This window comes from Streptomyces sp. NPDC048370 (assembly GCF_043200825.1).
Lineage (GTDB): Bacteria > Actinomycetota > Actinomycetes > Streptomycetales > Streptomycetaceae > Streptomyces.
Genome location: NZ_JBICYI010000001.1, coordinates 850,384 through 875,570, shown reverse-complemented (window position 1 = coordinate 875,570; position 25,187 = coordinate 850,384). Strand labels below are relative to the sequence as shown.

Genomic DNA, 25,187 nt, shown 5'->3' with positions numbered 1-25,187 from the left:
GCCAACGCTCCGCGTTGACTCCCTCCTCCGCCTTGCGATCGCACGCACCAGACCCCGCTCCCTGATCCGGCCTGATCCAAACGAAAGGCCCTAGGCCTCGGCCCGCGGCTCCAGGCGGCTTCCTCGTGGCCGGGTGAGGGACATGATGTCGCTGGGGCCGTTCAGCGCGAGCCGGTGCCATCGGCCGCGCGGGACGACCGCAGCGGTCCCGGCCACCAACTCGATCTCCTCCTCGGCCTCCCCCGGCCGCTCGGGGCGGAAGGAGAGCCGTATCCCGCCGGTCAGGCAGGCGACCACCTCGTCCGCCTCGGTGTGGACCTCCCAGTGGTCCGCATGGACATCGGCGTCGTTCTCCACGTGGAAGGTCATCACCTGCCAGCCGTCCCGCTCGGGGTCGAACACGGGCTGCACGGCGCGCACCTCACCGCCGTGGTCGAGCTGGAGGAACGAGGCGTACAGGTCGATCGGGGTGACGCTCATGTCGTGACGTCCTTTCCTCGGTCTTCGTTCACCAGGGAGCCGCCGGTCAGCCGGTGGCGCCGGTCAGCGCGCGGCGTAGGGCCGCGCAGAGTTCGGCGAGCTGTCGCTGGGAGACCTCGGCGGACAGGATCGCCTGCGATCCGTGGAACGTGCCGGGCCACTGGTGCAGTTCGACCGGCACACCCACCTGGAGCAGGCGCAGCGCGTAGGTGATCTCCTCGTCGCGGAGCGGGTCGAACTCCGCGGTGGAGATGTACGCGGGAGGGAGCCCGGACAGATCGGTCGCCCGGGCCGGCGCCGCGTAGGGGGTGGCCTGCCCGGAGCCCAGATAGTGCCGCCACGCCATCGCGACGGTGGCCCGGTCCTGCGCGGGCGTGTCGGTGAAGGTGCGCTGGGACCAGGTCTCCTGCCGGTCGTCCAGGGCCGGCTGATTGAGCATCTGGAAGCGGATCGGGGGACCCTGCTCGTCCCGCGCCCGGAGCGCCACCGCCGCCGCGAGGCCGCCGCCGGCGCTGTGCCCGCCGACCGCGATCCGGTCCGGGTCGATGCCGAGTTCGGCCGCGTGCTCGGCCGTCCAGGACAGCACGGCGTACACGTCGTCGAGGGCGGCGGGGAAGCGGTGCTCGGGAGACCGGCGGTAGTTCACCGAGATCACGACCGCCCCGGAGCCCGCCGCGATCCGGGCGCCCCAGTGGCGCTCGGTGTCCAGGTCGCCGACGACCCAGCCGCCGCCGCTCAGCCAGAGGACGGCGCCCTGGGCGTCCTTCGGCCGGTAGATCCGTACCGGCACGTCAGGATCGGCGGGCACCGTACGGTCCTGGACGTCCAGGCCGGTGGTGTCCGGGGCCGGAATCGAGGCGACGAGCGCGGCGACCTTCGCGCGGGCGGCCGCCGGGTCGGTCAGGTCCAGTCGGGGAAGCAGGGGGACGAAGGGTTCGAGTTCGGGATCCATGCGCCTCATCCTCACGGCCCCGGTCCGCGCGGTCACCCCGTCGCCCGTCGCGTCTCCCGCCCCGATCGCGCACCGATCGGCGCGCCCCTGCGCAGCCCCGCGCGCGTTCTACTCTTGCGCCATGGAGGCACTCGCCGTACGGCTTTCGGGACTGGACGCGTACGCCGAAGGCGCGATCCGCGTCGTCGCGTTCTACGACACGCTCATGCGCCGCCGGGTGGACCTTCCGGCGCTCGCCCGGGCCTCGGCGGGCCTTGCCGAGTGCGTGGCCGGGATCCGGCTCCACGGCACGGGACGGGCGCTGCGCGTCGCGCCCGACGGCGGCCTACCGGCCGACCCGTCGACGCCCGGAGCCGGGTCCGCACCTGGATTCGCGCCCGGGTTCGCGCCCGGGTCCGCACCTGGGTTCGCGCCCGGGTCCCCGCCCGTGCCGATCACGCTGGACGAGGAGGAGGTCGGTGAGGTGTGGCTGGAGCGGCCCGGACCGCCGCTGCTCCTCGACACGGTGGTGCTCGAACGCCTCGCCATCGCCGCCGCGACGGTCGTCGAGCGGTACGGACCGGCCAGGACCACCATGGCCGATCCCGCCCTCGTCGAACTGGTCATCAGCTCCGGCGGCGACCAGGCCGCCACGGCACGGGCGTTACGGCTCCTGGGGTTCGCCCCCGACGTGCCGGTCGAGGTCGTCGCCGTACGGTCGCGGCTGCCGCTCCACCGGATCGGCGCCCTGGTCTGCCCGGCAGGCCCGGTGAAGGCGGCCACGGTCGGCGACGTGGGCGTCCTCCTGACCACCGGCGTGGACGAGGACCGGTTTCCGGCGGACTCCCGCGCGGGCATCGGCGCCGCCGACAGCCCGGAACGGTCCTGGCGGCAGGCCCGCACCGCGCTGCGGTTCACCACCCCGCACCGGCCGGTCGTCCACCACGCCCGGCTCGGGGCGCTGGCGCTCCTGGCGCAGGTGCCGCCGGCCGTCGCACGGGACGACGCGGACGTGGCGGCGATCGCCGCCCTCGCCGGCAACGCGGGCGACCTCGCGACCCTGGACGCCTACTGCGCCACCGGCTCCCAGCGCCGGGCCGCCCAGCTCCTCCACCTCCACCACAGCAGCGTCGCCCGCCGCCTGGAGCAGATCGGGAAGACCCTGGGCATCGAACTCACCGAACCCGCGGGGCTTGTCAGGGCCTCCGTCGCGCTCACCACGTGGCGGCTGCTCGCCGACCGTGACGGCTGACGGCCGACCGGGATTGCTGACGGGGACGGGTGACGGGGACGGGTGACGGTTCCGGGGCGGGCCTTCGCGCGGGTCCGAGGCGGGCCTCCGCCCCGGACCCGGTCCCACGACTACGCGGTCCCGAGCGCCGCGTAACCCGGGCGGACGACCTCGTCGATCAGCCGCTGCCGCTCCGGGAGCGGGAGGAAGGCGGCGTCGAGGGCGGCGACCGTGAACTCCTCGAAGACCTCCGGGCCGTAGCCGAAGGCGTCCACCATGTGCTGGAACTCCTCGCTCATGGTGGTGCCGGAGACCAGCCGGTTGTCCGTGTTCAGCGTGATCCGGAAGCCGAGGCGGCGCAGCTCGTCGATCGGGTGCGAGGCGTAGTCCTTCGCCGCGCCCGTCTGGAGGTTGGAGGTCGGGCAGACCTCCAGGGCGATCCGGTTGTCACGGACGTACGCGGCGAGGTGGCCCAGCGTGCCGTCCTCGGCGATGTCGTCCGTGATCCGCACGCCGTGGCCGATGCGCTCGGTGCCGCAGACCTGCACGGCCTCGTGGATCGACTCCGCGCCGACGGCCTCGCCCGCGTGGATCGTGAAGTGGCAGTTGTGCCGCTTCAGGTGCTGGAAGGCGGGCAGGTGGCGGGCCGGCGGGTTGCCGATCTCGCCGCCGGCGATGTCGAAGCCGGCCACGCCCCGGTCCCGGTGCGCCACCGTGAGCTGGGCTATCTCCAGCGAACGGTCGGTGTGGCGCATGCCCGTGAGGAGCGCGCGGACGGCGATCCGACCGCCGGAGCGGCGCTCGCCCTCGCGGAAGCCGTCGTTGACCGCCTCGACGACCTCGTCCAGGGTCAGACCGGCCGCCAGGTGCTGCTCGGGGGCGTAGCGGATCTCGGCGTAGACGACCCCGTCGGCCGCCAGGTCCTCGGCGCACTCGGCCGCGATCCGGTGGAGCGCTTCGCGGGTCTGCATGACCGCGCAGGTGTGGGCGAAGGTCTCCAGGTACCGCTCGAGCGAGCCGGAGTCGGCGGCGTCCCGGAACCAGACCGCGAGCGCGGCCGGGTCCTCGGTCGGCAGCGCGGTGTAGCCGCACTCCCGGGCCAGTTCGACGATCGTGGTGGGGCGCAGACCGCCGTCCAGGTGGTCGTGGAGGACGGCCTTCGGCGCGCGGCGGATCCACTCGGCGACGACGGCAGGGGCAGCGGCAGGGTTGTCAGACAAGTGCATGGCGCGGAAGTGTACGCCACGACGGGGGCCCGGCGCTGTGACGCCGGTCGCCCCTGGGGGCCGCCTCGGACGGGGCCTCAGTTCGACTGGAGGACCGGCAGCGCAGGCGCGCCCGTGGGGAGCATGTGCTTGGCGGCCAGGACCGGGGTGTCCCCGACCCGTACCACCTGGGTGACGAGGACCGCGGGGGTGTCGGCGGGGCGGCCGAGCTGCTCGCCCCTGCGCTGCCCGAGCAGGGTCGCCGTCACGCTGCTGTGCGCCCCCAGCGGCACCCCGCGCGAGGTCCCCGCGAGCACCGCCAGCATCGAGGTCCGCTCGGGCGCCGGCTCCGTGCGCAGCGCCTCCGCGAAGGCCGGATGCGCCCGCTCCAGTACGTCGTCGGCCGCCGCCCACTCCTGGCTGAGCGCCGCCGCCGTACCCTCCCCGGCCAGCAGTGACTCCCAGAACCGGAGCTCCGCCCTGGCGGGGGCGAGGAGGTGCTGGGTCGTGAAGTCGGTCGGTTCCTCGACGGCCCGCAGCAGCGCCCGTACGCGCAGGGGCGTGCCCGCGCCGATCAGCTCCTCCAGGGGCTGGATGTGCTCGAAGCCCCGGCGCGGCGGGTGGTCGTTGACCGTCCGGCCGACCCCGCGCCGTACGGAGAGCAGGCCGTCCTCCTGGAGCAGCAGCAGGGCCTCGCGCAGGGCGGGGCGGCTCACCCCCAGCTCGCCCGCGAGCTTCGGCTCGGAGGGGAGCGTCGAGCCCGGGGGATAGGTGCCGTCGTGGATGGCGTCCGCGATCCGCTCGTAGAGCACCACGACCGGTCGCCGCTGCTGTCCGCTGACTGCCACTGCCCCTCCTCCGCCTACTTGTCGGCAAGTGAACGGTATTCGGAATCACAGGTCAAAGGGTCTTGACGTGTGACGCGCGTAGAACTCACTCTGTCTGGGCGTTGCTTGTCAGACAAGCTCGGTTCATCGATATGACATCCACGGCAAAGGGGCCCCAATGTCAGCCACATCCGACCTCAAGGGCCGAGGTCCCATGCTCCTGGCGATGGTGCTCGCCGTCCTCGGGTACCAGATCAACGCCACGATGCTCAGCCCCGCGCTGCCGGATGTCATCGAGCGCCTCGGCACCACCACGGCCGCCGCCGGTCTCTCCCAGACCCTCTTCTTCCTCATGGCGGCCATAGGCCAGGTCACCCTCGCCCGCCTCAGCGACCAGCGCGGCCGCAAGCCGATGATGATCGTCTGCGCCTTCGTCCTGATCGCGGGCAACCTGCTCTGCGTCTTCGCGCCGAACATCGAGATCTTCATCGCGGGCCGCATCCTCCAGGGCATCTCGGCGGCGATGTTCACCCTCGCCTTCCTCACCCTGAACCAGCTCCTCACCCCGGCCGGCTTCGGCAAGGCCGCGGGCATCATCACCGCCGTGAACGGCGGCCTCGCCGGGATCGACGCCATCGCCGGCGGCCAGATCGCCGACACCATCGGCTTCCGGGGCATCTTCGTCTGCTCCACCCTCATAGCCGTCGCGGGCCTGATCGGCGTACGCCGGTACGTCCCCGACGTCCCGCCCACCGCCACCGACGGCCGCTTCGACTCCCGGGGCATCGCCGCCCTCGCGCTCGGCCTCACCGGCATCCTCGTCGGGCTCGCCCAGGGCGCCTCCTGGGGCTGGACCTCCGCCCTCACCCTCGCGTTCCTGCTCGGCGGCCTCGCCTCGCTCGTCTTCTTCGTCGTCTCGCAGAAGAGCGCGGCCAACCCGGTCATCGACATCGACGTCCTGGCCTCCCGCCGCGCCTGGCCGCTGCTGCTCACCACCGTCTGCACCCTGGGCGGCGCCTTCGGCGCCATCGCGCTGACGATCCCGCTCTTCTCCCAGGACGCCCGGGTCGGCCTCGGGCTCACCGCTGTGACCGCCGCCGTCCTCTTCCTCACCCCTATCCAGCTGATCGGGGTGGTCTCCGCGCCGCTGACCGGGCGCCTCGGCCCGAGGATCGGCTGGCGGAAGATCGTCGTGACCGGCGCGATCGCCAACTTCGCGATCTTCCTCCTCGCCACCTTCTTCCTGCACAACGAGTGGATCCTGGTCGCCTCGCTCGCGGCGCTCGGCATCACCTACGGCGGTTTCATGCTGACCGGCCTCAACGGCCTCGCCGTCACCACGGCCCCCAAGGACAAGCCCGGTTCGCTCTCCGGACTCAACGGCGCGTGCTTCGGCATCGGGGCCTCCCTCGGCATCGCCCTGGCCTCCGCGATGATCACGGCGGGCAGCGACGCGGGCGGACCGACCGAGGCGGGCTACCAGCACGCGATGTACGCGGCCCTCGCCCTGCTCGGCGTCGGCGTCGTGAGCGCCCTGCTCATCCAGCGCCCCGACCCGGCCGAGGCACCGGCCGACGAGCCGCAGCTGGTTCTCACGCACCACTGACCGGGACCCACCACCGACCGGGACCCGGACCGGGACCCGGAGCGGGACCCGTCACCGATCGGGACCCGGATCGAGACCCACCACCGACCGGGCACGGCGGGGGAGGCCGCACCCTCACCCGTACGGCCCCTCCCACCGCCCCCGTGCGGACCGGATCCCTCCATCCTGGTCCCACGGGGGCGGCCGCGTACGACGGAGGAGAGGTCCGGGCATGCGTCCCAAGGAGACATCGAGCGGCGAGGCATCCCGCTCCACCGGACCCTTCACGCCCGGCCGGGCGGTCCTGGGCGTCGGTGCCGTCCTCGCGCTCGCGGCGGTGGCGGTCACCTCGGCGGGGGAAGCGGTCGCGGCCGAGGGCGCCCCGCCGGTGCCCGCCCGGCCGATGCCGGCCTTCCGCGGCAAGGGCCTCTGGCGGGTCTTCACCGCCCTCGCCCCCCGTACCCGCCTCGACGTACACGACGTCGGCGGCCGCGACCGGCGGGTGCTCTGGCCGCCGAACTGGTGGGTGTGCACGCAGTACCCGGCCGAGGGCGCGGCCCTCGACGGCCGGACGACCGTCGTGATCGGCGTGGTGAAGCGGGGCGAGACCTGCCCGCCCCGAGTCCGCTCGGCCCGCCGCTGACCGGACTCCGGGCGAACGCGAGCAACGCCGAGCAAGCCGGGCAACGCCGGGCAACGCCGGGCAACGCCGGGCGGACACGGGGTGATCACCGCGTGTCCGTCCACCGCCCGCCGCCCACCGCCCGCGCCTCGACGTCGACGCGTCGCGGCGGCGCTCAGCGCTTGTAGTTGATCTTCATCGTGTCCATGTCGGTCACGGTCGACTTCAACTCCCCGTGGGCGTGCCCCAGCCCCGCGAGCGCCGTCTCCACCCGGTCCTCGGCGATCGCCCCGGCCATCTCCTCGCCGTCCGCCGCGTCCGAGACGACGGCCAAGCGGTACGAGAAGTGCTTCAGGGACCTGTCGTAGGTGAGCGAGCCCTCCTCGGTGAACCGCATCGCACCGATCCCGTGCGCGTCGACCTCGGCGAGCAGCCGGGTCCGGCTCTCCTCCGACAGGCCGTCGAACGTGCCGCGCACGATCACCCGGTAGGTGTGCTGGGTGCTCATTCCCCTGGTCCTCACGTCGTTCACCGAAAGCGTTGAAGATCCAGACTACGGCGGCGAGGATGAAGCGCATGCGGAATATCGTGGCCCTCGACGCCCCCTCCAACCTCGGCCTGCGCCCGCCGGTCCCCGGTACCGTGCCCGGCTGCCACAAGCTCGCCGGAGCCCTCCGCGAGAACCGGATCGTGGCCCGGCTCGGCGCCCTGGAGGGCGGGGTCGTCGTCCCGCCCCGCTACGACCTCGGTGACTGGCAGGAGGGCGACGGCGTCTTCAACGCGGCCGCCCTCGCGACGTACACCCGCACCCTCGCCGACCGGATCGAACACCACGTACGGGCCGGGGACTTCCCCTTGGTCCTCGGCGGCGACTGCTCGATCCAGCTCGGCGCCTCCCTCGCCCTGCGCCGTATCGGCCGCTACGGACTCGCCGCCGTCGACGCCTCTCCGGACTTCCGTCATCCCGGCAACTCCGACCGGGTCGGCGCCGCCGGCGGCGAGGAGCTGGCCATCGCCACCGGCCGCGGCCAGCGGGACCTCACCGATCTGGACGGCCTCGGCCCCTACCTCCGCGAGGAGGACGTCCGGCTCTTCGGCATCCGCGACGCGTACCACGACGATCCCGAACTCGTCGAGCTGCGCGCCCTGAAGGTCCCCGTCGTCACCGTCGCCGACCTGCGCGCCTGGGGCCCGGCCGAGCTCGCCGCGGCCACGGTCACCGCCTTCGGGACCCCGGCGCTCGACGGCTTCTGGGTCCACCTGGACGCCGACGTCCTCGACCCGTCCGTGATGCCGGCCGTCGACAGCCCCGACCCCGACGGGCTGCTGCCCGACGAACTCGTCCCCCTGCTGCGGACCTTGGTCCGCTCCGAGCGCTGCGTCGGTCTCAACGTCACGATCTACGACCCCGATCTCGACCCGGACGGCACGGCCGGAGCCCTTCTCACGGACCTCGTCGTCGCCGCCTTTGCCGAAGACTGACGGACAGACCCCCTGGTCAGTCGCGCGTCCGCCGTGTTCGATGGGCGCCATGACGACCGTACGACGTGCCGTACTGACCCTGCCCGCGGCTCCGTTGGGCCCGGACAACCCGCTGCCCGCCCTGGCGGTCCTCGACGGGACTCCGACGGTCGACGGACGTGCCGCCGAAGAGCTGCCGCGCGACATGGCCCGGCAGCTCGGGTACGCGCCCCTGCGCACCGTCCTGCCCGTCCCGGTGCGCGACGGCTACGGACGCGAGCGCGTGCCCACCGACCTCGACGCGATCGTCATCGAGAACGACCGGGTACGGGCCACCGTGCTGCCCGGCCTCGGCGGGCGCGTGCATTCCCTGCACCACAAGCCCACCGGTCGCGAACTCGTCCACCGCAACCCGGTGTTCCAGCCCGCGGCCTTCGCGCTCAACGGCGCCTGGTTCGCCGGCGGCATCGAGTGGAACATCGGCGCCACCGGCCACACCACCCTCTCCTGCTCCCCGGTGCACGCGGCGATCGTGCCGGCGCCCGGCGGCGGCGAGATGCTGCGCCTGTGGGAGTGGGAACGGCTGCGAGACCTCCCCTACCAGGTCGATCTGTGGCTCCCGGAGGGCAGCGACTTCCTCCACGTCGGCGTACGGATCCGCAATCCCCACGAGCGGACCGTCCCCGTCTACTGGTGGTCCAACACCGCCGTCCCCGAGGACCGCAGGATCCTCGCCCCCGCCGACACCGCCTGGCACTACGGCTACGAGCACGCCCTGCGCCGCGTCCCCGTCCCGGTCGCCGAGGACTCGACGGGGAAGGCCGAGGACCGTACGTATCCGCTGCGCAGCACCCTGCCCGCCGACTACTTCTACGACGTCCCGGACGCGGGCCGACGCTGGATCGCCGCCCTCGACGGGACCGGCGCGGGACTCGTGCAGACCTCGACCGACCTGCTGCGCGGACGCAAGCTCTTCCTCTGGGGCACCGCGCGCGGCGGCCGCCGCTGGCAGGAGTGGCTCACCGCCCCCGGCGCCCCCGGGTACGCCGAGATCCAGGCCGGCCTCGCCCGGACCCAGCTGGAGCACCTGAAGCTGGAGGGCGGCGCGGAGTTCAGCTGGCTGGAGACGTACGGGCCGCTGGCGGCCGAGGCCGGGACCGTGCACGGCGAGGACTGGGCGGCCGCCCGCGCCGCCGTGGAACGGGCCCTGGAGACGGCCCTGCCGCGCGCCGCCGTCGACGCCGCGTACGCGACCTGGCGGGCCGCCGCGGCCGACGCCGAACCGGTCACCGTCCTCGCGACCGGCTCCGGCTGGGGCGCCCTCGAAGTCCTGGCCCAGCGGCACGAGCTGCCCGGGACCCCGTTTGCCGCGTCGACCCTGGGGGAGGAGCAGAAGCCCTGGCTCGACCTGCTCCGCACGGGCGTCCTGCCGCCGCTTGCCGAGGGCGCCCCGCCCGGCCCGTCGCTGGTGGCGGACCACTGGCGGGACATGCTGGAGACCGCGCCGGCCGAGTCGCTGACGGAGTACCACCTCGGGATCGCGCAGTGGCACGCGGGCGACCTCGCGCAGGCGGTACGGAGCTGGGAGCGCGGGCTCCGGCAGGAGGGCACGCGCTGGCCGCTGCTGTACTGCCTGGCCGTCGCCGACCAGGAGGGCGGCCACCCGGCCCGCGCAGCCGAGCGGTACGCCGAGGCCTTCGAGACCCTGCCCGGCGACGACCCCGTGGTGACGGGCGCGCTCGGCCGGGAGGCCGTCACCGCGCTCCTGGCGGCCGGCTGCTTCCCGCAGGCCCGCGCACTCCTGGACCGGCTGCCGGACGAGGCACGCGCGCGTGGCGCCTTCCGCCTCCTGGAGGCCCGCCTCCTCCTCGCCGAGGGGCGGAACGCCGAGGCCCGGGCCGTCTTCGACGCGGGCTTCGAGGTCGCGGACCTGCGCGAGGGCGCGGAGACCCTCGGCGAGGTCTGGGCGGCCCTCACCGACGAGCCACTGCCGGACGTCTACGAGTTCCGGATGCGGCCGTAGGGAGGTTCCCTCCGGGGCGGCCCCGGAGGGAACCCGGCACCGGTGCGTGCGCATGCTGAACTCTTGCGGTCGAGTTGGTGACTTCCGGCTGCGCAGATGGAGTCTGCGGGTTCCCGTGGTCGCGGCGTCGGCGGTGGTGGTCGGCGGGACGGTCGCTTCGGCGGTCGCCGCGGGCCGGCTCCTCGCGCCGTAGAAGACGCGTCACCACCCCTTTCCTGTCAACCATGGTTGACAGGAAAGGGGGGTGTCAACGTAAGTTGACACCATGACCGATGCAACCGATCTCGCCGCGCGGGCCGGGGACCGTGATCCCCGGGTCGGCCTCCGGGCCGTGACGGCCCTGCGGCGGCTCCTTGAGCAGTTGGAGGCCGTCCAGGTGCGCAGCGCCCGAGCCCAGGGCTGGTCGTGGCAGGAGATCGCGGCGGAGCTGGGCGTGAGCCGTCAGGCCGTGCACAAGAAGTACGGGAGGCATTGATGTTCGAGCGATTCACGGCAGGGGCGCGGGCCGCGGTGATCGAGGCCGTGGAGCGGGCCCGGCGTGACCGGGCCGCCGTGGTCACCGAAGAGCACCTGCTGCTCGCGCTGCTCGACGCGGAGGGGACCAAGGCGTCCTTCGTGCTGCGGGCCCTCGGTGCGACCGACCGGCGGCCCTCGCTGGAGGCGGAACTCTCCGACGCCCATCGGCGGGGCGGCCTGTCGAAGGCCGACATGGAGGCGCTCGCGGGTCTCGGCATCGACGTGCCGGAGATCGTCGCCCGCGTCGAGGAGGCACACGGGCCCGGAGCCCTCGCCGACGACCGCGACGGGGGTTCCCGGCGTTTTCGGGAGGCCCACGTTCAGTCGGGAGGCTGCGAGCGTCCTGGAGCGCTCCCTGCGGATCTGTCTCGGCCGCCGCGAGAAGGCCATCGGCGACGAACACCTGCTCCTTGCCCTGACCGCCCGACCGGGCGTCGTCGCCGAGGCGCTCGCCGACCACGGCATCACCTACGAGGCCGTCGAACGCACCCTCGGCCAGGGCGCGTCCGCCGCCTGAGGAGAGGCTCAGGAGCGCCGGTCGACGTACTCGAAGACCGAACCGTCCGGGTGGACCGCGATCAGATTGCGGCCCACCGGCGTGGGGACCGGGCCGGCCAGTACCTTGGCGCCGGCCTCGGTCAGCGCGGTGAACGCCGCGTCCACATCCTCGACGGAGATGGTCGCGGCGACCTTGCGCAGGACCTCAAGCTCCGACTCCGGACCGCTCATGAGGAGGAAGCAGTCGACGGCCGCGACCGACACCCCGCCGCGCTCGAAACGCTGGGCCGGAGCGCCGGTGAGCCGCTCGTAGAACGCCACGGCGGGTTCGAGGTCGTCGACGCAGATACGCAGCGTGGTCCCCATAATCACCATGTGGGCGAGCCTAGTTGAGGATCACTGGACGCGGCAGAGGATCTCCCCGTGCGGGACCATGAACCAGCCGTCCTCCTGCCCGCCCCACTCCCGCCAGGCCCGCGCGATCTCGACCAGCGCCTGCGGCGTCGCGTACCCGCCGTCCACCGCCAGCTTCGCGTAGACCGACTCCGTCGTCCGGTCCGCCCACAGCCCGCTCCACCACGCCCGCTCGTCCGGCGTCGCGAAGCACCAGGTGCCCGCCGTCGTCGTGACGTCCGTGAACCCGGCCTGCCGCGCCCAGGCGAACAGCCGTCGCCCCGCGTCCGGTTCGCCGCCGTTGCCGCGCGCGACCCGCCGGTACAGCTCCAGCCAGCGGTCCAGGGCGGGCGAGGCCGGATACCAGGTGAACGCGCCGTAGTCGCTGTCCCGGGCGGCGACCACCCCGCCCGGACGGCAGACCCGCCGCATCTCGCCCAGCGCCCGTACCGGGTCGCCCACGTGCTGCAGCACCTGGTGGGCGTGGACCACGTCGAAGGAGTCGTCGGGGAAGTCCAGGGCGTGGACGTCGGCGACCGCGAACTCCACGTTCTCCACGCCGCGTTCGGCGGCGACCGCCCGCGCCTTGTCCAGGACGTCCTCGGCGGCGTCGACCGCGGTGACCCGGCCCGGCGCGACCAGCGCGGCCAGATCGGCGGTGATCGTGCCGGGACCGCAGCCCACGTCCAGGACGTCCAGGCCGGGCTTCAGCTCGGGCAGCAGATAGGCCGCGGAATTCGCGGCGGTGCGCCAACTGTGCGAGCGCAGCACCGACTCGTGATGTCCATGGGTGTAGACGGCGGTCTCATGCGGCCTGGACTCTTCGGAGGCATGCGTCATCGACCGGACTCCCTCTGGGTGGGTGGGTACGGCAACGGTACGCGCATCACCCGCATGATGAGATACACATCTCGCGATGTGGACAACCGGTCAGACGAACAGGCGCCGCCGGTAGCGGAGTTCGTCGAGCGTCCGGCCCGCCGTCGTGTCCTGGACGACGGTGCCGTCCGGCCGCCAGCCCGCCGCCTCGTAGAAGCGCCGGCCCCGGGCGTTGTCCGCGAGGACCCACAGCGCCGCGTCACGGAAACCCTCCGCCGCGAGTGCCTCCTCCGCAGCGGCCAGCAGCCCCCGGCCCACGCCCGTGCCCCACGCCTCCGGCACCGCGTAGAGCGCGGAGATCTCCCCGGTCGTCGCCGGATCCAGCTCGTCGTCCGGCCAGGCCCGGAAGCCGCAGAAGCCCACGACCCGCTCGGACGGCCCGGCCTCCGTCGCCAGGAGCACACCCGGCGGCCGCGGCTCCGCGAGCCGCGCCGCCCAGACGGCGGCCCGCTCGTCGACGTCCAGGCCGTCGAGGTACGGGCGGGGGAGCAGGTCGCGGTAGGCGGCCTGCCAGGACCGGACGTGGACGGCGGCGATCGCCGCCGCGTCCCGGGGAAGCGCTGCTCGGATCGGCATGCACCGCATTCTCCGCGCCGCGCCCGGACGGGAGCGACCCGGTTTCGAGACCGGGCCACCCCACCGGTTCGCACCACCGGATCACGCCCCCGTTCCCCCGACTCGACGGTGAGACCGGGCATACGGGCCGACGCCCTGGGTACCCGGGCGTTGTGGAGCCGACGTGACGTGCAGAGGTCCTGTGCCGTCGCACCGACACCGGCCGTCGTACGGGCACGTGGAGGAAGGATCCCGATGCGGTACGAAACGATGTCCTCGCTCGCGCAGCAGCTCCGCGTCGATGCCGTACGCGCCACCGACGCAGCCGGTTCCGGCCATCCCACCTCCGCCATGTCGGCCGCCGAGATCGGCGCCGTCCTCCTCGCCCGCCACCTCCGCTACGACTTCGACCGCCCCGACCACCCCGGCAACGACCGGCTCGTCCTCTCCAAGGGCCACGCCTCGCCGCTGCTCTACGCCATGTACCGGGCCGCGGGGGTCGTCGGCGAGCGGGAGCTGCTCACCTTCCGCCGCGCGGGCAGCCTCCTCGAAGGCCACCCCACGCCCCGGCTGCCCTGGGTCGACGTCGCCACCGGATCGCTCGGCCAGGGACTGCCCGTCGGCGTCGGCATGGCGCTCGCCGGGAAGTTCCTCGACCGCGTCCCGTACCAGGTGTGGGTGGTAGGCGGGGACAGCGAGATGGCCGAGGGGTCCGTCTGGGAGGCCGTCGAGCACGCCTCGTACTGCCGCCTCGACAACCTCACCCTGATCGTCGACGTCAACCGGCTCGGCCAGCGCGGCCCCACCCGCCACCAGCACGACCTGGGCGCCTACGCCGAGCGCCTCGAGGCCTTCGGCTGGCACACCGTACGGATCGACGGCCACGACGTCGAGGCCGTCGACGCGGCCCTGCGCGAGGCTCGCGCGACCCTCCACCGGCCCACGGCCGTGCTCGCCGCCACCCGCAAGGGCCGGGGCGTGGCGGCCGTCGAGAACCGCGAGGGCATGCACGGCAAACCCCTCCCGGACGCCGAGGCCGCCATCGCCGAACTCGGCGGCCTCAGCGACCTGCGGATCCAGGTCACCGACCCGCCCGCCGCCCTCGTGCCGCGCCCCGTGGTGGGCGTCGCGCCCTCGCTGCCCAGGTACGACCGGGGCGAGAAGGTCGCCACCCGGGACGCCTACGGCGACGCCCTCGCGGCCCTCGGCGGGACGCGCGGCGACGTCGTCGCCCTCGACGGCGAGGTCGGCGACTCGACCCGTACCGACCGCTTCGCCCAGGCGCACCCCGAGCGCTACTTCGAGTGCTGGATCGCGGAGCAGCAGCTCGTCGGCGCGGCCGTCGGGCTCCAGGCGCGCGGCTACGTCCCCTACGCCTCGACCTTCGCCGCGTTCCTCACGCGCGCCCACGACTTCATCCGGATGGCGGCGGTCGGCCGGGCCGGGATCAACCTCGTCGGGTCGCACGCCGGTGTCTCGATCGGCCAGGACGGGCCGAGCCAGATGGGCCTCGAGGACCTGGCGATGATGCGGGCGGTGCACGGCTCCACCGTCCTGTACCCGTGCGACGCCCACCAGACGGCGCGGCTCGTCGTGACCATGGCCGACCTGGACGGGGTCCGCTACCTGCGCACCACGCGCGGCCCGACGCCCGTCCTGTACGGGCCCGAGGAGGAGTTCCCGGTCGGCGGGAGCAAGGTCCTCCGTGACCATGGCGAGGACGACCGGGCGACGATCGTCGCCGCCGGGGTGACCGTGCACGAGGCCCTGCGGGCCGCCGATCGCCTTGCGGAGGAGGGGCTGCCGGTCCGGGTGATCGACCTCTACTCGGTCAAGCCCGTCGACACCGCCACGCTCGACCGCGCGGCCGGGACGACCGGCTGCGTCCTGACCGTGGAGGACCACCGCCCCGAGGGCGGGATCGGCGACGCGGTCGCCGAGGCGTTCGCCAACGGCCACGGCGGCGTGCCGCGCCTCGCCCGGCTCGCCGTCCGCTCGATGCCGTCCTCGGCGACCCCGGAGGAACAGCTCCACGAGGCCGGGATCGACGCGGACGCGATCGTCTCGGCGGTCGAACTGATGCTGGAGCGGGTCCTGGTCCGCTGAGCCGGCGGACCTGACGGCTCGTCATATGGCGAAACATGACGAGCCCGTGAACAGACCGTTCGCGGGCTCTTCGCGCGCCTAACATCGGGGCCGCCGCCCCCCCCAGCCACCGCCCCAGCAACGGGCCCCCAGCCCCCCGCGCCCGCCGTCGCACCGAGGAGAAACGTGCCCCACGAGTCCGTGCCGGCCCGCCGGTCCCTGCTGAAGCTGCTCGCCGCCGCCCCCGCGGCCTCCGCGCTCGGCGGACTTGCCACCGCGGCCCCCGCCACGGCCGCGACGGCCGCCACGGTGCCCGGCATCGTCAAGCCGACGCCGCCCGAGCTGTTCACGATCCGCGGCACCAACGCCGAGTCCCGCTTCGACGCCTTCCGGAGCACCGGCCTCCTCACCCCCACGGACCGGTTCTTCGTCCGCAACCACACCTCCACCCCCGTCCTCGACGCCGCCACCTGGCGGCTCACCCTCTGGGGCGACGGACTGCACGGCCGCGGCCCCGTCCACCTCACCTACGGACAGCTGCGGGACCTCCCCTCCGTCACCCGTACGGCCCTGGTCGAGTGCGCCGGAAACGGCCGCAGCCTCTACGCCACCCAGCAGGGCGAGACCGTCAGCGGCACCGCTTGGACCCTCGGCGCGGTCGGCGCGGCCCGCTGGCGCGGAGCCCGCCTCTCCGACGTGCTGCGGCGCGCCGGGATCGCCGCGGACGCCGTGGACGTCCAGCCGCGCGGCCTGGACGACGAGTACGTCACCGGGGGAGTGAACCTCGGCCGGGTCCGCCGGCCGCTGCCGGTGGCCAAGGCGCTCGACGACGTGATCCTCGCGTACGAGATGAACGGCGAGCCGCTCCCGTACGACCACGGCTACCCGGTCCGGGTCGTCGTGCCGTCCTGGGTCGGCATCGCCTCCGTCAAGTGGCTCGGTGACATCGAGGTCTCCACCACCCCGCTCTCCTCGCCCTGGTCCACCGACCACTACCGGCTCTTCGGCGCCGCGCACCCTCCCGGGGGCAGCGCGCCGATCACCCGCCAGACCCTCAAGTCCGGGTACGAGCTCCCCTTCGGCACCACGCTGGAGGCCGGCCGCGTCCACCGCCTCACCGGTCGCGCCTGGTCCGCGCTCGCGCCCGTGCGCGGGGTGGAGGTCTCCACCGACGGCGGCGCCCTGTGGCGCCCCGCCCGGCTCCTCGACGCTCCCCGCCGTGACGGCTGGGTCCGCTGGACCGTGCCGTGGCGCCCGCGCCGCACCGGCCCTGCGACCCTGCTCTCCCGCACCACCGACGCGGCCGGGAACATCCAGCCCGAGCGGGCCGTCCACAACACGCAGGGCTACCTCTTCAACGCGGTCGTGCGCCACCCGGTCGTCGTCGTCCGAGACGGCGAACCGCCCCGAACCTTCGTATAAAGGCACTGGGGGCGCCGCGCGGGCGCCACCCGGTGCTTGTGCGCAGGAGGTGCGGAGGATGGGGCAGACGGCGCCGGAAGGGCGCAGCCCGGTGAGCTACGGACCACCCGCCCCGGAGCCCGGTCTGCCCGTGCTCCCCGGCCTTGCCGCGATCCTCGCCGCCGCCGCGGGGCGCACCGAGGTCGAGCCACCCGGCGGAGGGCCCGTACTCCGTGAGGCCGCCAGTGGCTATTGGTGGCGGCGCGGCCTGCGTACCCATGCCGAGGACGTGGTCGCCGCGTCCGGCGCCCGCCCCCTGATGCTCGCCCTCATCGCCGCCCACGGAGGCGACGTCCTGCTGCCGCGGCCCTGCCCGGCCTGGTGGACCCCGCAGGCCCGGCTCCTCGGCCGCCCCGCCTACCACGTGCCCACCCCCGCCGAGTGCGGCGGCGTGCCCGACCCGTACGCCCTGCTCGAAACCGTCCGCCGGGTCCGTGCCGAGGGCGGCAGGCCCCGGCTGCTGCTGCTCTCCGTCGCCGACGACCCCACCGGCACCGTCGCCCCGCCCGAACTGGTGCGCGAGGCGTGCGAGGCCGCCGTCGCCGAGGGCCTGCACATCGTCAGCGACGAGACCTGGCGCGACACCCTGCACCGGCGCGACGACACCGTGCTCCTGAGCCCCGCCGAGATGTGCCCCGACGACGTCACCGTCCTGTACGACCTGGTGGGTGCGCTCACCCCGCCGGCCTGGCCCTGCGCCGTGGCCCGCTTCCCACCCACCGGACGGGACCGGGCCGACCGCTACACCGACCCGCGCGCCCGCACCCTCGACGTCCTCACCGCGCTCGGGGCCTTCGTCGCGGGGCCCGTCGCCCCCGTCGCCGCACACGCCCTCGACGAACCGGAGGACGTCACCGTACGGGCCGCACTCGCCGCCGCCCTGCACGGGCGCGTGGCCGCCGCCGTCCATCGCGCGGTCCTCTCCGCGGGCGCGCTCGCCCGGCCGCCCCAGGCGGGCCGCCACCTCTACGCGGACCTCGGCCCGCTGCGCGCGGGACTCGCCGCGCGGGGCGTCACCGACTCGATGGAGCTGGAGAACCACCTCGGCCGGCGGCTCGGCACGGCCGCCCCCGGCGGCCACCGCTTCGGCGACGAACTCGGCGCCCTGCGCGTGCGGTTCGACACCGGCGCCTTCCTGGGAGGCGGCGAGGAGGAACGGCTGGAGTCCCTCATGTCCACGAACCCGGTGGAATTGCCGCACGTGGCCCGTGCGTTGAGCGAGTTCGGAGCCGCCCTGGAGGAACTCCGGTGACCGCTGGGGCACTTCGGCCGTGCGCAGACCGACACGAGAGCCCGGGGATCGGACCGCGGGTCCGCCCGCGGACCCTCCCGTACGTACGCACGCCATCGAGACCGTCCCGACGAACCGCGTAGAAACGGAGCCCGCAGATGACGGAACAGACGGCACGGCCGACGCAGGCCCCGCCTTCCGTACGCGACGGCCGGACCGCCCCCGCCCCGTCGCCCGTCCTCCAGCCCCTCGGCCGGACCAGGACCGACTGGCCCCGCTCCTTCGCCGACCGCCTCACCGCCCCGCTCCCCGGCGTCCGCGCCATGGCCCGGCTCGCCCGCGAGGGCGCCGTGCGCCCCGGCGCCGACGGCCTGCGCGACATTCCGCTGCTGCCCTTCGCCCCCGGCCCGCTGCCCGAGGCCGGACCCGACACCCTCGCCGTCACCTGGGCGGGCCACGCCAGCTGGATCCTGCGCGTCGGCGGCCTCACCGTCCTCACCGACCCCGTCTGGTCCCGCCGCATCTTCGGGACCCCCGCCCGGATCACGCCGGTCGGGGTCCGCTGGGAGGACCTGCCGCCGGTGGACGCCGTCGTCATCAGTCACAACCACTTCGACCACCTCGACGCCCCCACGCTCAAGCGGCTGCCGAAGGACACCCCGGTCTTCGTCCCCGCCGGTCTCGGGCGCTGGTTCACCCGCCGCAGGTTCAGCCGCGTCACCGAACTCGACTGGTGGGAGGCGGCCGAACTCGACGGCGTACGCTTCGAGTTCGTCCCCTCCCACCACTGGTCCAAGCGGACCCTCCTCGACACCTGCCGCTCACTCTGGGGCGGCTGGGTCCTCACCGACCGAGCCCACAGAACCGACAGCGCGGGCCGAACCGGTCGCCAGGTGTACTTCGCCGGAGACACCGGCTACGGCCACTGGTTCGCCGAGATCGGCGCCCGCCACCCCGGCATCGACCTGGCCCTGCTCCCCATCGGTGCCTACGCACCGCGCTGGTGGCTCAGCGACGTCCACACCGACCCCGAGGAGGCCGTCCGCGCCTTCCAGGACCTCGGCGCGCGACGCATGGCCCCCATGCACTGGGCGACCTTCGTGCTCTCCTCCGAGCCCGTCCTCGAACCGCTCACCCGGGTCAGGGCCGCCTGGGACCGGGCGGGACTGCCCAGGGAAGACCTCTGGGACCTCCCGGTCGGCGCCTCACGCGTGCTCGCTCCCTGACCTGCTGCCCGCCCCCGGCTTCCCGTGGCCCGTTCCCCGTACCCGCCGCCACAGCGCCGGGGCCCCGCTGATCAGCACCGTCAGACCCACCGCCGCCACCACGCCCTGCCACGGCTCCGGGAAGAGCGAGCCGCCCAGGATCCCGATCAACTGGTACGTCGCCGCCCAGGCCAGGCACGCCGGCACGTCCCCGCGCACGAACCGCCGCAGCGGCACCTGCGAGAGCAGGCACGCCAGCATCACCGGGATCCGCCCGGCCGGCACCAGGCGCGACAGGACGAGCACCGACACCTGGTGCGTGGCGAGCTTCTCCTGTGCCTGCGCGAGCCGGTCCGGGGTGACCCGGCCCTCCAGCGCGGCCAGCCACCGCGAGCCGTTCTTCGACCGGACCCCGCGCTGCCCCAGCCAGTACAGCGCGACATCCCCCAGGAGCGCGGCGAAGGCGGCCACCAGGAAGACGAAGAGCAGGGCGAGCGGCGAGGTCTGGTGGAAGGCGACCACGGCCGCCGAGCTGACGATCGCCCCGGTCGGCACCACCGGCACCAGCGAGCCGAGGGCCACCAGCAGGAACAGCGAGGGGTAGCCGACCGCCTGCTGCGTCGACTCCGGCGGCAGGTCGCCGGCCGCCCTCATCAGGCCGTCGATCACCGGGCGACCTCGGGCCGCACCCGCGCTCCGTGGCCGAGCAGGTGCACCGTCACCTTCGGCGCGAGCCGGGCCGCCTGCCGGACGAACTCCTCGCCCGGCGCGTGGAACTCGTGCGGCCGCACCGCGTCCAGGCCGATCGGCCAGTACGTGCCGAAGTGCACCGGCACCGCCGCCGCCGGGCAGAGCGCCGCGAGCGCCTGCGCCGCCCGGCCCGCGTCCAGATGCCCGTGCCCCAGATACGGCCCCCAGCCGCCCACCGGAAGCAGCGCCACGTCCACCGGGCCGACCGCCTCCGCCATCCCGTCGAAGAGGCCGGTGTCCCCGGCGAAGTACGTCCGCGCCTCGCCCTCGACGACGTACCCGAGCGCGGGGGAGCGGTGCGGCCCCACCGGCAGCCGCCGCCCGTCGTGCAGCGCGGGGACGGCCCGTACCGTCACGCCCTCCACCGTCACCGTGTCGCCGGGCCCCACCTCGGTCAGCCGCAGCCCCCGCGTGTCGAGCCCGCGCAGCCCCGGTACGGCTCCGGGCGCGCCGCGCGGCACCACGAGCAGGGTGCCGGGCGCGAGCCGGGCGAGCGAGGGCAGGTGCAGATGGTCGGCGTGCAGATGGGAGACGAGCACCGCCTCGGCGCGCGCGGCCTCGGGCGGTGGCGTGGCCCCGCGGCGCCGCCGCAGGTGCGCCAGCCTGCGGGCGAAGAGCGGATCGGTGAGGAACCGGACCCCCGAGTCCTCGACCGTGCAGGTGGCATGACCCCACCAGGTGACCTCCACCGGCCCGCCGCCCTTCCGCTCGGTCGTTCCCACTCGTCCGGTCGTTCCCTTTGTCACGAGGGTAAATGTCCGAAGCGGGTGACGCCGGGCGTCTACGGTGGGAAGCGGGGGTAGCCATCCGTCGGCAAGGGGATGGGAGTCGCGGTGAGCACGATGGGGACGACCTGCAATTCGGCGCAGTGTCCGCGCTGCGGGGGCGTCCTGGCCGTCACCCAGGACGGCTGGAAGATCTGCCACACCTGTGGCTACTCCTCGCCGCCATGAGGCCCGGTCCCGCCGCCAGGACGTGGCCTCCTCGGCTGCCCTGGTTCGGAGTAGGGTCGGCCCATGGACGACGTTCGGGTGGCGGCGATCGCCAGCCTCACCCCGCTCGAGGAACTCGACAGCGACCCCTTCCTGGTCGACACGCGCAGCCAGCACGCCATGTGCGCCCGCTGGGCCCTGGACAAGGGCTACGTCGTGACCAGACAACTGCTCTTCTACGGGATCAGGCCCGACCACGCCGCGCTCTGGGTGGACGTGGACGCCGGGCAGGTCGACCTCTTCGTCGCCCCCAACGAACGGGTCCTCGCGCGGGCGTTGACCGATGTGCCCGGCTTCCTCGCCGAGTGCGATCGGCGCGGCGTACGACTGGAGACCGCGGGTCTCGACGAGCCGTCCTACGACTCCGCCCGCAAGGCCGACGTCCACCGCAGGCTCTCCATGCCCACAGCCGGCTACGACGGTTGCTGACCCCGGTCCTGTCGCCGGAGACCGCCCTGCCCCGCACCACGTGGGTGATGTGCCACGCTTGAGGCAGGTAACGGGTGAAAGGTGAACCAGGCGTGGGTGACGGGCGATGGCGTACCGCCGGGCGATCACGTACCGCCGGCCGCTGGCGGAGCGCGGGGAGCGCCCTGGTGCGGGTGGTCGTGGTCTGGGCGGTGTCCACCCTGACCATGCTCGCCCTGGCCGGGCTGCTCCCCGACTTCCAACTCCAGTCCTCCGACGGCGACAGCATCACCCGCACCGCGCTCACCGCCGTGTGGGGCGCGGGCGCCTTCGGTCTGCTCACCGCGATCGTCTGGCCCGTCGTCGTCCGCGCGCTGCTGCTCGTACCGGCCCTGGTCCTCGGCCTGTTGGTGTTCTTCCTCAACGGCTCCCTGCTGCTCATCGCGCTCTGGCTGGTCCCCGACGGGCGCGGCGCCGCCGACCCCGAGACGGCCGTCGTGGTCGCCGCCGTCATGTCGGCCGTCGCCTCCGCCACCTCCACCGCCCTCGCGGTCCGCGACGACGACGCCTACCGCCGCCGCCTCTACCGGCTCGCCGACCGCAAGCGGCCCCGGGCCGTGACGGGGGGTCCCGGTGGGGCAGGCCCGGAGACCGCGCCGGGGACGCTCTTCCTGCAACTCGACGGCGTCGGCCACCGGGTGCTCCGCGACGCGGTCGCCGACGGACTGATGCCCACCGTCGCCGAGTGGCTCGACACCAGCCACCGGCTCACCCCGTGGCGCACCGACTGGTCCAGCCAGACCGGCGCCAGCCAGCTCGGCATCCTGCACGGCTCCAACGAGGACGTGCCCGCCTTCCGCTGGTACGAGAAGGACACCGGCCGGCTGATGGTCTCCAACCGGCCCGCGAGCGCCGTCGAGCTCCAGCGGCGCGCCATCGCCCGCACCGGCGACGGCGGGCTGCTCACCGTCGACGGGGCCTCGCGCGGCAATCTGTTCAGCGGCGGCGCGGACCAGCTCGCCCTGGTCCTGTCGATGGCCGCCCGCAGGGGCCGGAGCAACCGCTCCCGCGCCGGGTACTTCGCGTACTTCTCCGACCCCGCCAACGCCGTCCGTACGGCGGGCTCCTTCGTCGCCGAGACCGTCCGGGAGGTGGCCCAGTCGACCCGGGCGCGGCTGCGCAAGGAGACGCCGAGGGTCTCGCGGGGCGGCACCTATCCCTTCGTACGGGCCTTCGCCACCGTCGTCGAGCGGGACGTGGTCGTGGCGTCGGTCATCGGCGACATGCTGGCCGGGCGGACCGCCGTCTACGCCGACCTCGTCGCGTACGACGAGGTGGCGCACCACTCGGGGCCGCACGGCCACGACACCGACCGGGTGCTCGCCCGGCTCGACCGGTCGATCGCGCTGATCGCCAAGGTCGCCGAGCACGCGCCACGGCCGTACCGGATCGTGCTCCTCTCCGACCACGGCCAGAGCCCCGGCGAGACCTTCGAGGGCGCCTACGGGCTGACCCTGCGGGATCTCGTACGCGCCGGCTGCGGGCTGCCCGTACCGCGCAGGGTCCGGCGGACCCGCTGGGGGCACCCCCAGACGGAGTCCGGGGGAGGCTCGGAGGCCCGCGACGCGCTGCGCAGCGCGCTCCACCGGCCGGTGGAGGAGGACGGCGAGCAGCCGGACGAGCTGGTGGGGGAGAAGTCCGAGCCCGTGGTGCTCGCCTCGGGGAACCTGGGTCTTGTCTCCTTCCCCGGGGTTCCGCACCGGATGACCCGCGAGGAGATCGACCGCCGTCACCCCGCGCTGCTGCGCACGCTCGCCAACCACCCGGGCATCGGCTTCCTGCTGGTGGCGAGCGCCGAGCACGGTTCGGTCGTGCTGGGTCCCGACGGGGCGGAGGTGCCGGTCGCCGCGCTCGCCGACGACGGTCCGCTCGCGGTCTTCGGGCGGGGCGCGGCGGACGCGGTCCGGCGCACGGACGGCTTCCCGCACGTCGCCGACATCATGGTCAACTCGATGTACGACCCGGCGACCGGGACCGTGCACGCCTTCGAGGAACAGATCGGCTCGCACGGCGGCCTCGGCGGCGAGCAGGCGCACCCCTTCCTGCTGTCGCCCGTGGAGCTCTCGGAGCCGGTCCCGGACGCCCCTGACGTCACGGAGGGGGCCGAACTGGTGGGCGCGGAGCAGGTGCACCAGGTGCTGCGCCGCTGGCTGTGGGAGTGCGCGGGCCCGCAGGTGCCGCTGGAGATTTCCCCGCCCACGAGCGATGCGGAAGCATTTCTTCCGGTTGATCGGCCGGTCGTACCGGAGAAAAACAACTGATTTGGCGGGGCGTCTCACCTCCCGGACCATGGTCGGGTTTGCACGACGAGAGGCGCACCACCCCCCATGAGCACGGCCATACCCGAACAGTCCGCGTCCGCAGAAGAGACCAGGCACGCCCGGCGGTTCGGACTCCCGATCGCCACGGCCCTGGTCATGGGCAACATCATCGGCGGCGGAATCTTCCTGCTCCCCGCCTCCGTCGCCCCGTTCGGCACGATCAGCCTCGTCGCCTTCGGCATCCTCACACTCGGCGCGATCGCCCTCGCCCTCGTCTTCGGCCGGCTCGCCCACCGCCACCCGCAGACCGGCGGCCCGTACGTCTACGCCCGCGCGGCCTTCGGAGACTTCGCCGGCTTCCTCGCCGCCTGGTCGTACTGGATCACCGCCTGGGTCTCCAACGCGGCGCTCGCCGTGGCGGCCGTCGGCTACCTCGACGTCCTGATCCCGGTCCACGAGTCGAAGGCCGCCACCATCGCAGCCGCGCTGACGCTCCAGTGGCTGCCGGCCCTCGCCAACCTCGCGGGCACCCGCTACGTCGGGGCGGTGCAGCTGATCGCGACCGTCCTCAAGTTCGTCCCGCTGCTCCTGGTCGCCGTCGGCGGTCTTTTCTTCTTCGACAGCGCCAACCTCGGGCCGTTCCAGGCGGGCGGCGACGGCGCGCTCGGCGCGGTCTCCGCCTCCGCCGCGATCCTGCTCTTCAGCTACCTGGGCGTCGAGTCGGCCGCCGTCAGCGCCGGCGAGGTCCGCGACCCCCGGCGCAACGTCGGCCGCGCGACCGTCCTCGGCACCCTGGGCGCCGCCACGGTCTACCTCCTCGGCACGGTCGCCGTCTTCGGCACGGTCGCCCACGACCGGCTCGTCGACTCCACCGCCCCCTTCTCGGACGCCGTGAACGTCATGTTCGGCGGCTCGTGGGGCGGTACCGCCATCGCCTGCATGGCGCTGGTCTCCATGCTCGGCGCGCTCAACGGCTGGACGCTCCTCAGCGCCCAGACCCCGTACGCCGCCGCCCGCGACGGGCTCTTCCCGCAGGTCTTCACCCGCAAGCGGCGCGGCGTCCCGACGGTCGGCGTCCTCGTGACCGTCGTCCTGGCCTCGCTCCTGACGGTCTACAACTACACGGTCGGCACCGAGGGCGTCTTCGAGATCCTGGTCCTCGTCACCACCTTCACCGCCACCGTGCCGTACCTGCTGTCCACCGCCGCGCAGATCTACTTCCTGCTCTCCGGCCGCTCCGAGCGCGTCGACCGGGCCCGCCTGATCCGCGACGGCGTCCTGGCCGCCGCCGCGTTCGGCTTCTCCATGTGGCTGGTGGCGGGCTCCGGATACGCGGCGGTATACCAGGGCGTCCTGTTCCTCTTCGCCGGCGTGCTCGTCTACGCGTGGATGGCGGCCCGCAAGGCACGGCGGGAGACACGGGGCGCGGCGACAGGACCGGTCACGGACGGAGTGGCAGCGTCCGACACCGACACCGACACCGACGGCGCGGCCGAGCGCGTGAATTCGGGCGCGTCGGCGTAGGCCG

23 protein-coding genes and 1 pseudogene are annotated in these 25,187 nt (G+C 74.0%); 14 read left to right on the top strand and 10 right to left on the bottom strand.

From position 1 onward, the window contains the following. Positions 1 to 90: 90 nt before the first annotated feature. Positions 91 to 480, bottom strand: coding sequence for a cupin (locus tag ACGFYP_RS03785; RefSeq protein ID WP_393485968.1), 390 nt, complete (start codon positions 478 to 480; stop codon positions 91 to 93). Positions 481 to 526: 46 nt separating this feature from the next. Next, the gene (locus tag ACGFYP_RS03780) at positions 527 to 1,432 is read right to left on the bottom strand and encodes an alpha/beta hydrolase (protein ID WP_393485966.1); all 906 of its coding nucleotides are present in this window, start codon (positions 1,430 to 1,432) and stop codon (positions 527 to 529) included. Positions 1,433 to 1,553: 121 nt separating this feature from the next. Here ACGFYP_RS03780 and ACGFYP_RS03775 point away from each other — a divergent pair, with 121 nt between their 5' ends. Beyond that, complete coding sequence (locus ACGFYP_RS03775) at positions 1,554 to 2,663, top strand: helix-turn-helix domain-containing protein (protein ID WP_393485964.1); 1,110 nt, start codon at positions 1,554 to 1,556, stop codon at positions 2,661 to 2,663. 110 nt (positions 2,664 to 2,773) lie between these two features. Here ACGFYP_RS03775 and ACGFYP_RS03770 read toward each other — a convergent pair whose 3' ends face one another. Next, the gene (locus ACGFYP_RS03770; RefSeq protein ID WP_393485962.1) at positions 2,774 to 3,868 is read right to left on the bottom strand and encodes an adenosine deaminase; all 1,095 of its coding nucleotides are present in this window, start codon (positions 3,866 to 3,868) and stop codon (positions 2,774 to 2,776) included. 77 nt (positions 3,869 to 3,945) lie between these two features. After that, complete coding sequence (locus ACGFYP_RS03765) at positions 3,946 to 4,695, bottom strand: GntR family transcriptional regulator (protein WP_393485960.1); 750 nt, start codon at positions 4,693 to 4,695, stop codon at positions 3,946 to 3,948. A gap of 157 nt (positions 4,696 to 4,852) precedes the next feature. Here ACGFYP_RS03765 and ACGFYP_RS03760 point away from each other — a divergent pair, with 157 nt between their 5' ends. Then, positions 4,853 to 6,280, top strand: a complete 1,428-nt coding sequence (locus tag ACGFYP_RS03760; RefSeq protein WP_393485958.1) for an MFS transporter — start codon at positions 4,853 to 4,855, stop codon at positions 6,278 to 6,280. Between the two features lie 211 nt (positions 6,281 to 6,491). Continuing rightward, positions 6,492 to 6,902: a hypothetical protein gene (locus ACGFYP_RS03755; protein WP_393485956.1), complete on the top strand. Its 411-nt coding sequence runs from the start codon at positions 6,492 to 6,494 to the stop codon at positions 6,900 to 6,902. A 154-nt stretch (positions 6,903 to 7,056) separates the two neighbouring features. Here the strand turns inward: ACGFYP_RS03755 and ACGFYP_RS03750 are convergent, their stop codons facing one another. After that, complete coding sequence (locus ACGFYP_RS03750) at positions 7,057 to 7,389, bottom strand: DUF6204 family protein (protein ID WP_393485954.1); 333 nt, start codon at positions 7,387 to 7,389, stop codon at positions 7,057 to 7,059. A gap of 68 nt (positions 7,390 to 7,457) precedes the next feature. Here ACGFYP_RS03750 and ACGFYP_RS03745 point away from each other — a divergent pair, with 68 nt between their 5' ends. From ACGFYP_RS03745 to ACGFYP_RS03730, 4 genes and pseudogenes are all read left to right on the top strand, one after another. After that, entirely contained in the window at positions 7,458 to 8,363 is a 906-nt protein-coding gene (locus ACGFYP_RS03745; protein WP_361962945.1) for an arginase family protein, read from the top strand. A 40-nt stretch (positions 8,364 to 8,403) separates the two neighbouring features. Beyond that, a complete protein-coding gene (locus ACGFYP_RS03740; RefSeq protein WP_393485950.1) occupies positions 8,404 to 10,365 on the top strand; it encodes a DUF5107 domain-containing protein in 1,962 nt (653 codons plus the stop codon). A 265-nt stretch (positions 10,366 to 10,630) separates the two neighbouring features. Next, complete coding sequence (locus tag ACGFYP_RS03735) at positions 10,631 to 10,840, top strand: helix-turn-helix domain-containing protein (RefSeq protein ID WP_361962939.1); 210 nt, start codon at positions 10,631 to 10,633, stop codon at positions 10,838 to 10,840. Beyond that, positions 10,840 to 11,398: pseudogene (locus tag ACGFYP_RS03730) on the top strand (Clp protease N-terminal domain-containing protein). The gene ACGFYP_RS03735 and the pseudogene ACGFYP_RS03730 overlap by 1 nt, the downstream one beginning before the upstream one ends. A gap of 8 nt (positions 11,399 to 11,406) precedes the next feature. Here the strand turns inward: ACGFYP_RS03730 and ACGFYP_RS03725 are convergent. From ACGFYP_RS03725 to ACGFYP_RS03715, 3 genes are all read right to left on the bottom strand, one after another. After that, positions 11,407 to 11,754 carry a VOC family protein gene (locus tag ACGFYP_RS03725; protein WP_393485948.1) on the bottom strand — a complete coding sequence of 116 codons (348 nt, stop codon included), beginning with the start codon at positions 11,752 to 11,754 and terminating at the stop codon, positions 11,407 to 11,409. Between the two features lie 21 nt (positions 11,755 to 11,775). Next, positions 11,776 to 12,612 carry a methyltransferase domain-containing protein gene (locus tag ACGFYP_RS03720; protein WP_393485946.1) on the bottom strand — a complete coding sequence of 279 codons (837 nt, stop codon included), beginning with the start codon at positions 12,610 to 12,612 and terminating at the stop codon, positions 11,776 to 11,778. 90 nt (positions 12,613 to 12,702) lie between these two features. Next, positions 12,703 to 13,227, bottom strand: a complete 525-nt coding sequence (locus ACGFYP_RS03715) for a GNAT family N-acetyltransferase (protein WP_393485943.1) — start codon at positions 13,225 to 13,227, stop codon at positions 12,703 to 12,705. Positions 13,228 to 13,461: 234 nt separating this feature from the next. On the opposite strand from ACGFYP_RS03715, the gene ACGFYP_RS03710 reads away from it, so the two are divergent. From ACGFYP_RS03710 to ACGFYP_RS03695, 4 genes are all read left to right on the top strand, one after another. Then, entirely contained in the window at positions 13,462 to 15,312 is a 1,851-nt protein-coding gene (locus tag ACGFYP_RS03710; protein ID WP_393485941.1) for a transketolase, read from the top strand. Between the two features lie 165 nt (positions 15,313 to 15,477). Next, a complete protein-coding gene (locus ACGFYP_RS03705; protein WP_393485939.1) occupies positions 15,478 to 16,713 on the top strand; it encodes a sulfite oxidase in 1,236 nt (411 codons plus the stop codon). Positions 16,714 to 16,771: 58 nt separating this feature from the next. Next, positions 16,772 to 18,004, top strand: coding sequence for an aminotransferase class I/II-fold pyridoxal phosphate-dependent enzyme (locus ACGFYP_RS03700; RefSeq protein WP_393485937.1), 1,233 nt, complete (start codon positions 16,772 to 16,774; stop codon positions 18,002 to 18,004). Between the two features lie 137 nt (positions 18,005 to 18,141). Continuing rightward, positions 18,142 to 19,209: an MBL fold metallo-hydrolase gene (locus ACGFYP_RS03695; RefSeq protein ID WP_393485935.1), complete on the top strand. Its 1,068-nt coding sequence runs from the start codon at positions 18,142 to 18,144 to the stop codon at positions 19,207 to 19,209. On the opposite strand, the gene ACGFYP_RS03690 is transcribed toward ACGFYP_RS03695, so the two are convergent. Together ACGFYP_RS03690 and ACGFYP_RS03685 are read right to left on the bottom strand one after the other, a co-directional pair. After that, on the bottom strand, positions 19,189 to 19,842 hold the full coding sequence (locus ACGFYP_RS03690; protein WP_393486043.1) for a DedA family protein: 654 nt from the start codon (positions 19,840 to 19,842) through the stop codon (positions 19,189 to 19,191). The genes ACGFYP_RS03695 and ACGFYP_RS03690 overlap by 21 nt on opposite strands. A gap of 11 nt (positions 19,843 to 19,853) precedes the next feature. Continuing rightward, positions 19,854 to 20,627 carry an MBL fold metallo-hydrolase gene (locus tag ACGFYP_RS03685; RefSeq protein ID WP_393486041.1) on the bottom strand — a complete coding sequence of 258 codons (774 nt, stop codon included), beginning with the start codon at positions 20,625 to 20,627 and terminating at the stop codon, positions 19,854 to 19,856. 327 nt (positions 20,628 to 20,954) lie between these two features. Between ACGFYP_RS03685 and ACGFYP_RS03680 the strand changes: the two genes are divergently transcribed. The 3 genes from ACGFYP_RS03680 (at position 20,955) to ACGFYP_RS03670 (ending at position 25,183) form a co-directional block, all read left to right on the top strand. Continuing rightward, positions 20,955 to 21,359, top strand: a complete 405-nt coding sequence (locus ACGFYP_RS03680; protein ID WP_393485933.1) for a hypothetical protein — start codon at positions 20,955 to 20,957, stop codon at positions 21,357 to 21,359. 92 nt (positions 21,360 to 21,451) lie between these two features. Next, entirely contained in the window at positions 21,452 to 23,659 is a 2,208-nt protein-coding gene (locus ACGFYP_RS03675; RefSeq protein WP_393485930.1) for a phage holin family protein, read from the top strand. A gap of 66 nt (positions 23,660 to 23,725) precedes the next feature. Beyond that, positions 23,726 to 25,183, top strand: coding sequence for an amino acid permease (locus ACGFYP_RS03670; protein WP_393485928.1), 1,458 nt, complete (start codon positions 23,726 to 23,728; stop codon positions 25,181 to 25,183). The last annotated feature ends 4 nt before the right edge of the window (positions 25,184 to 25,187 follow it).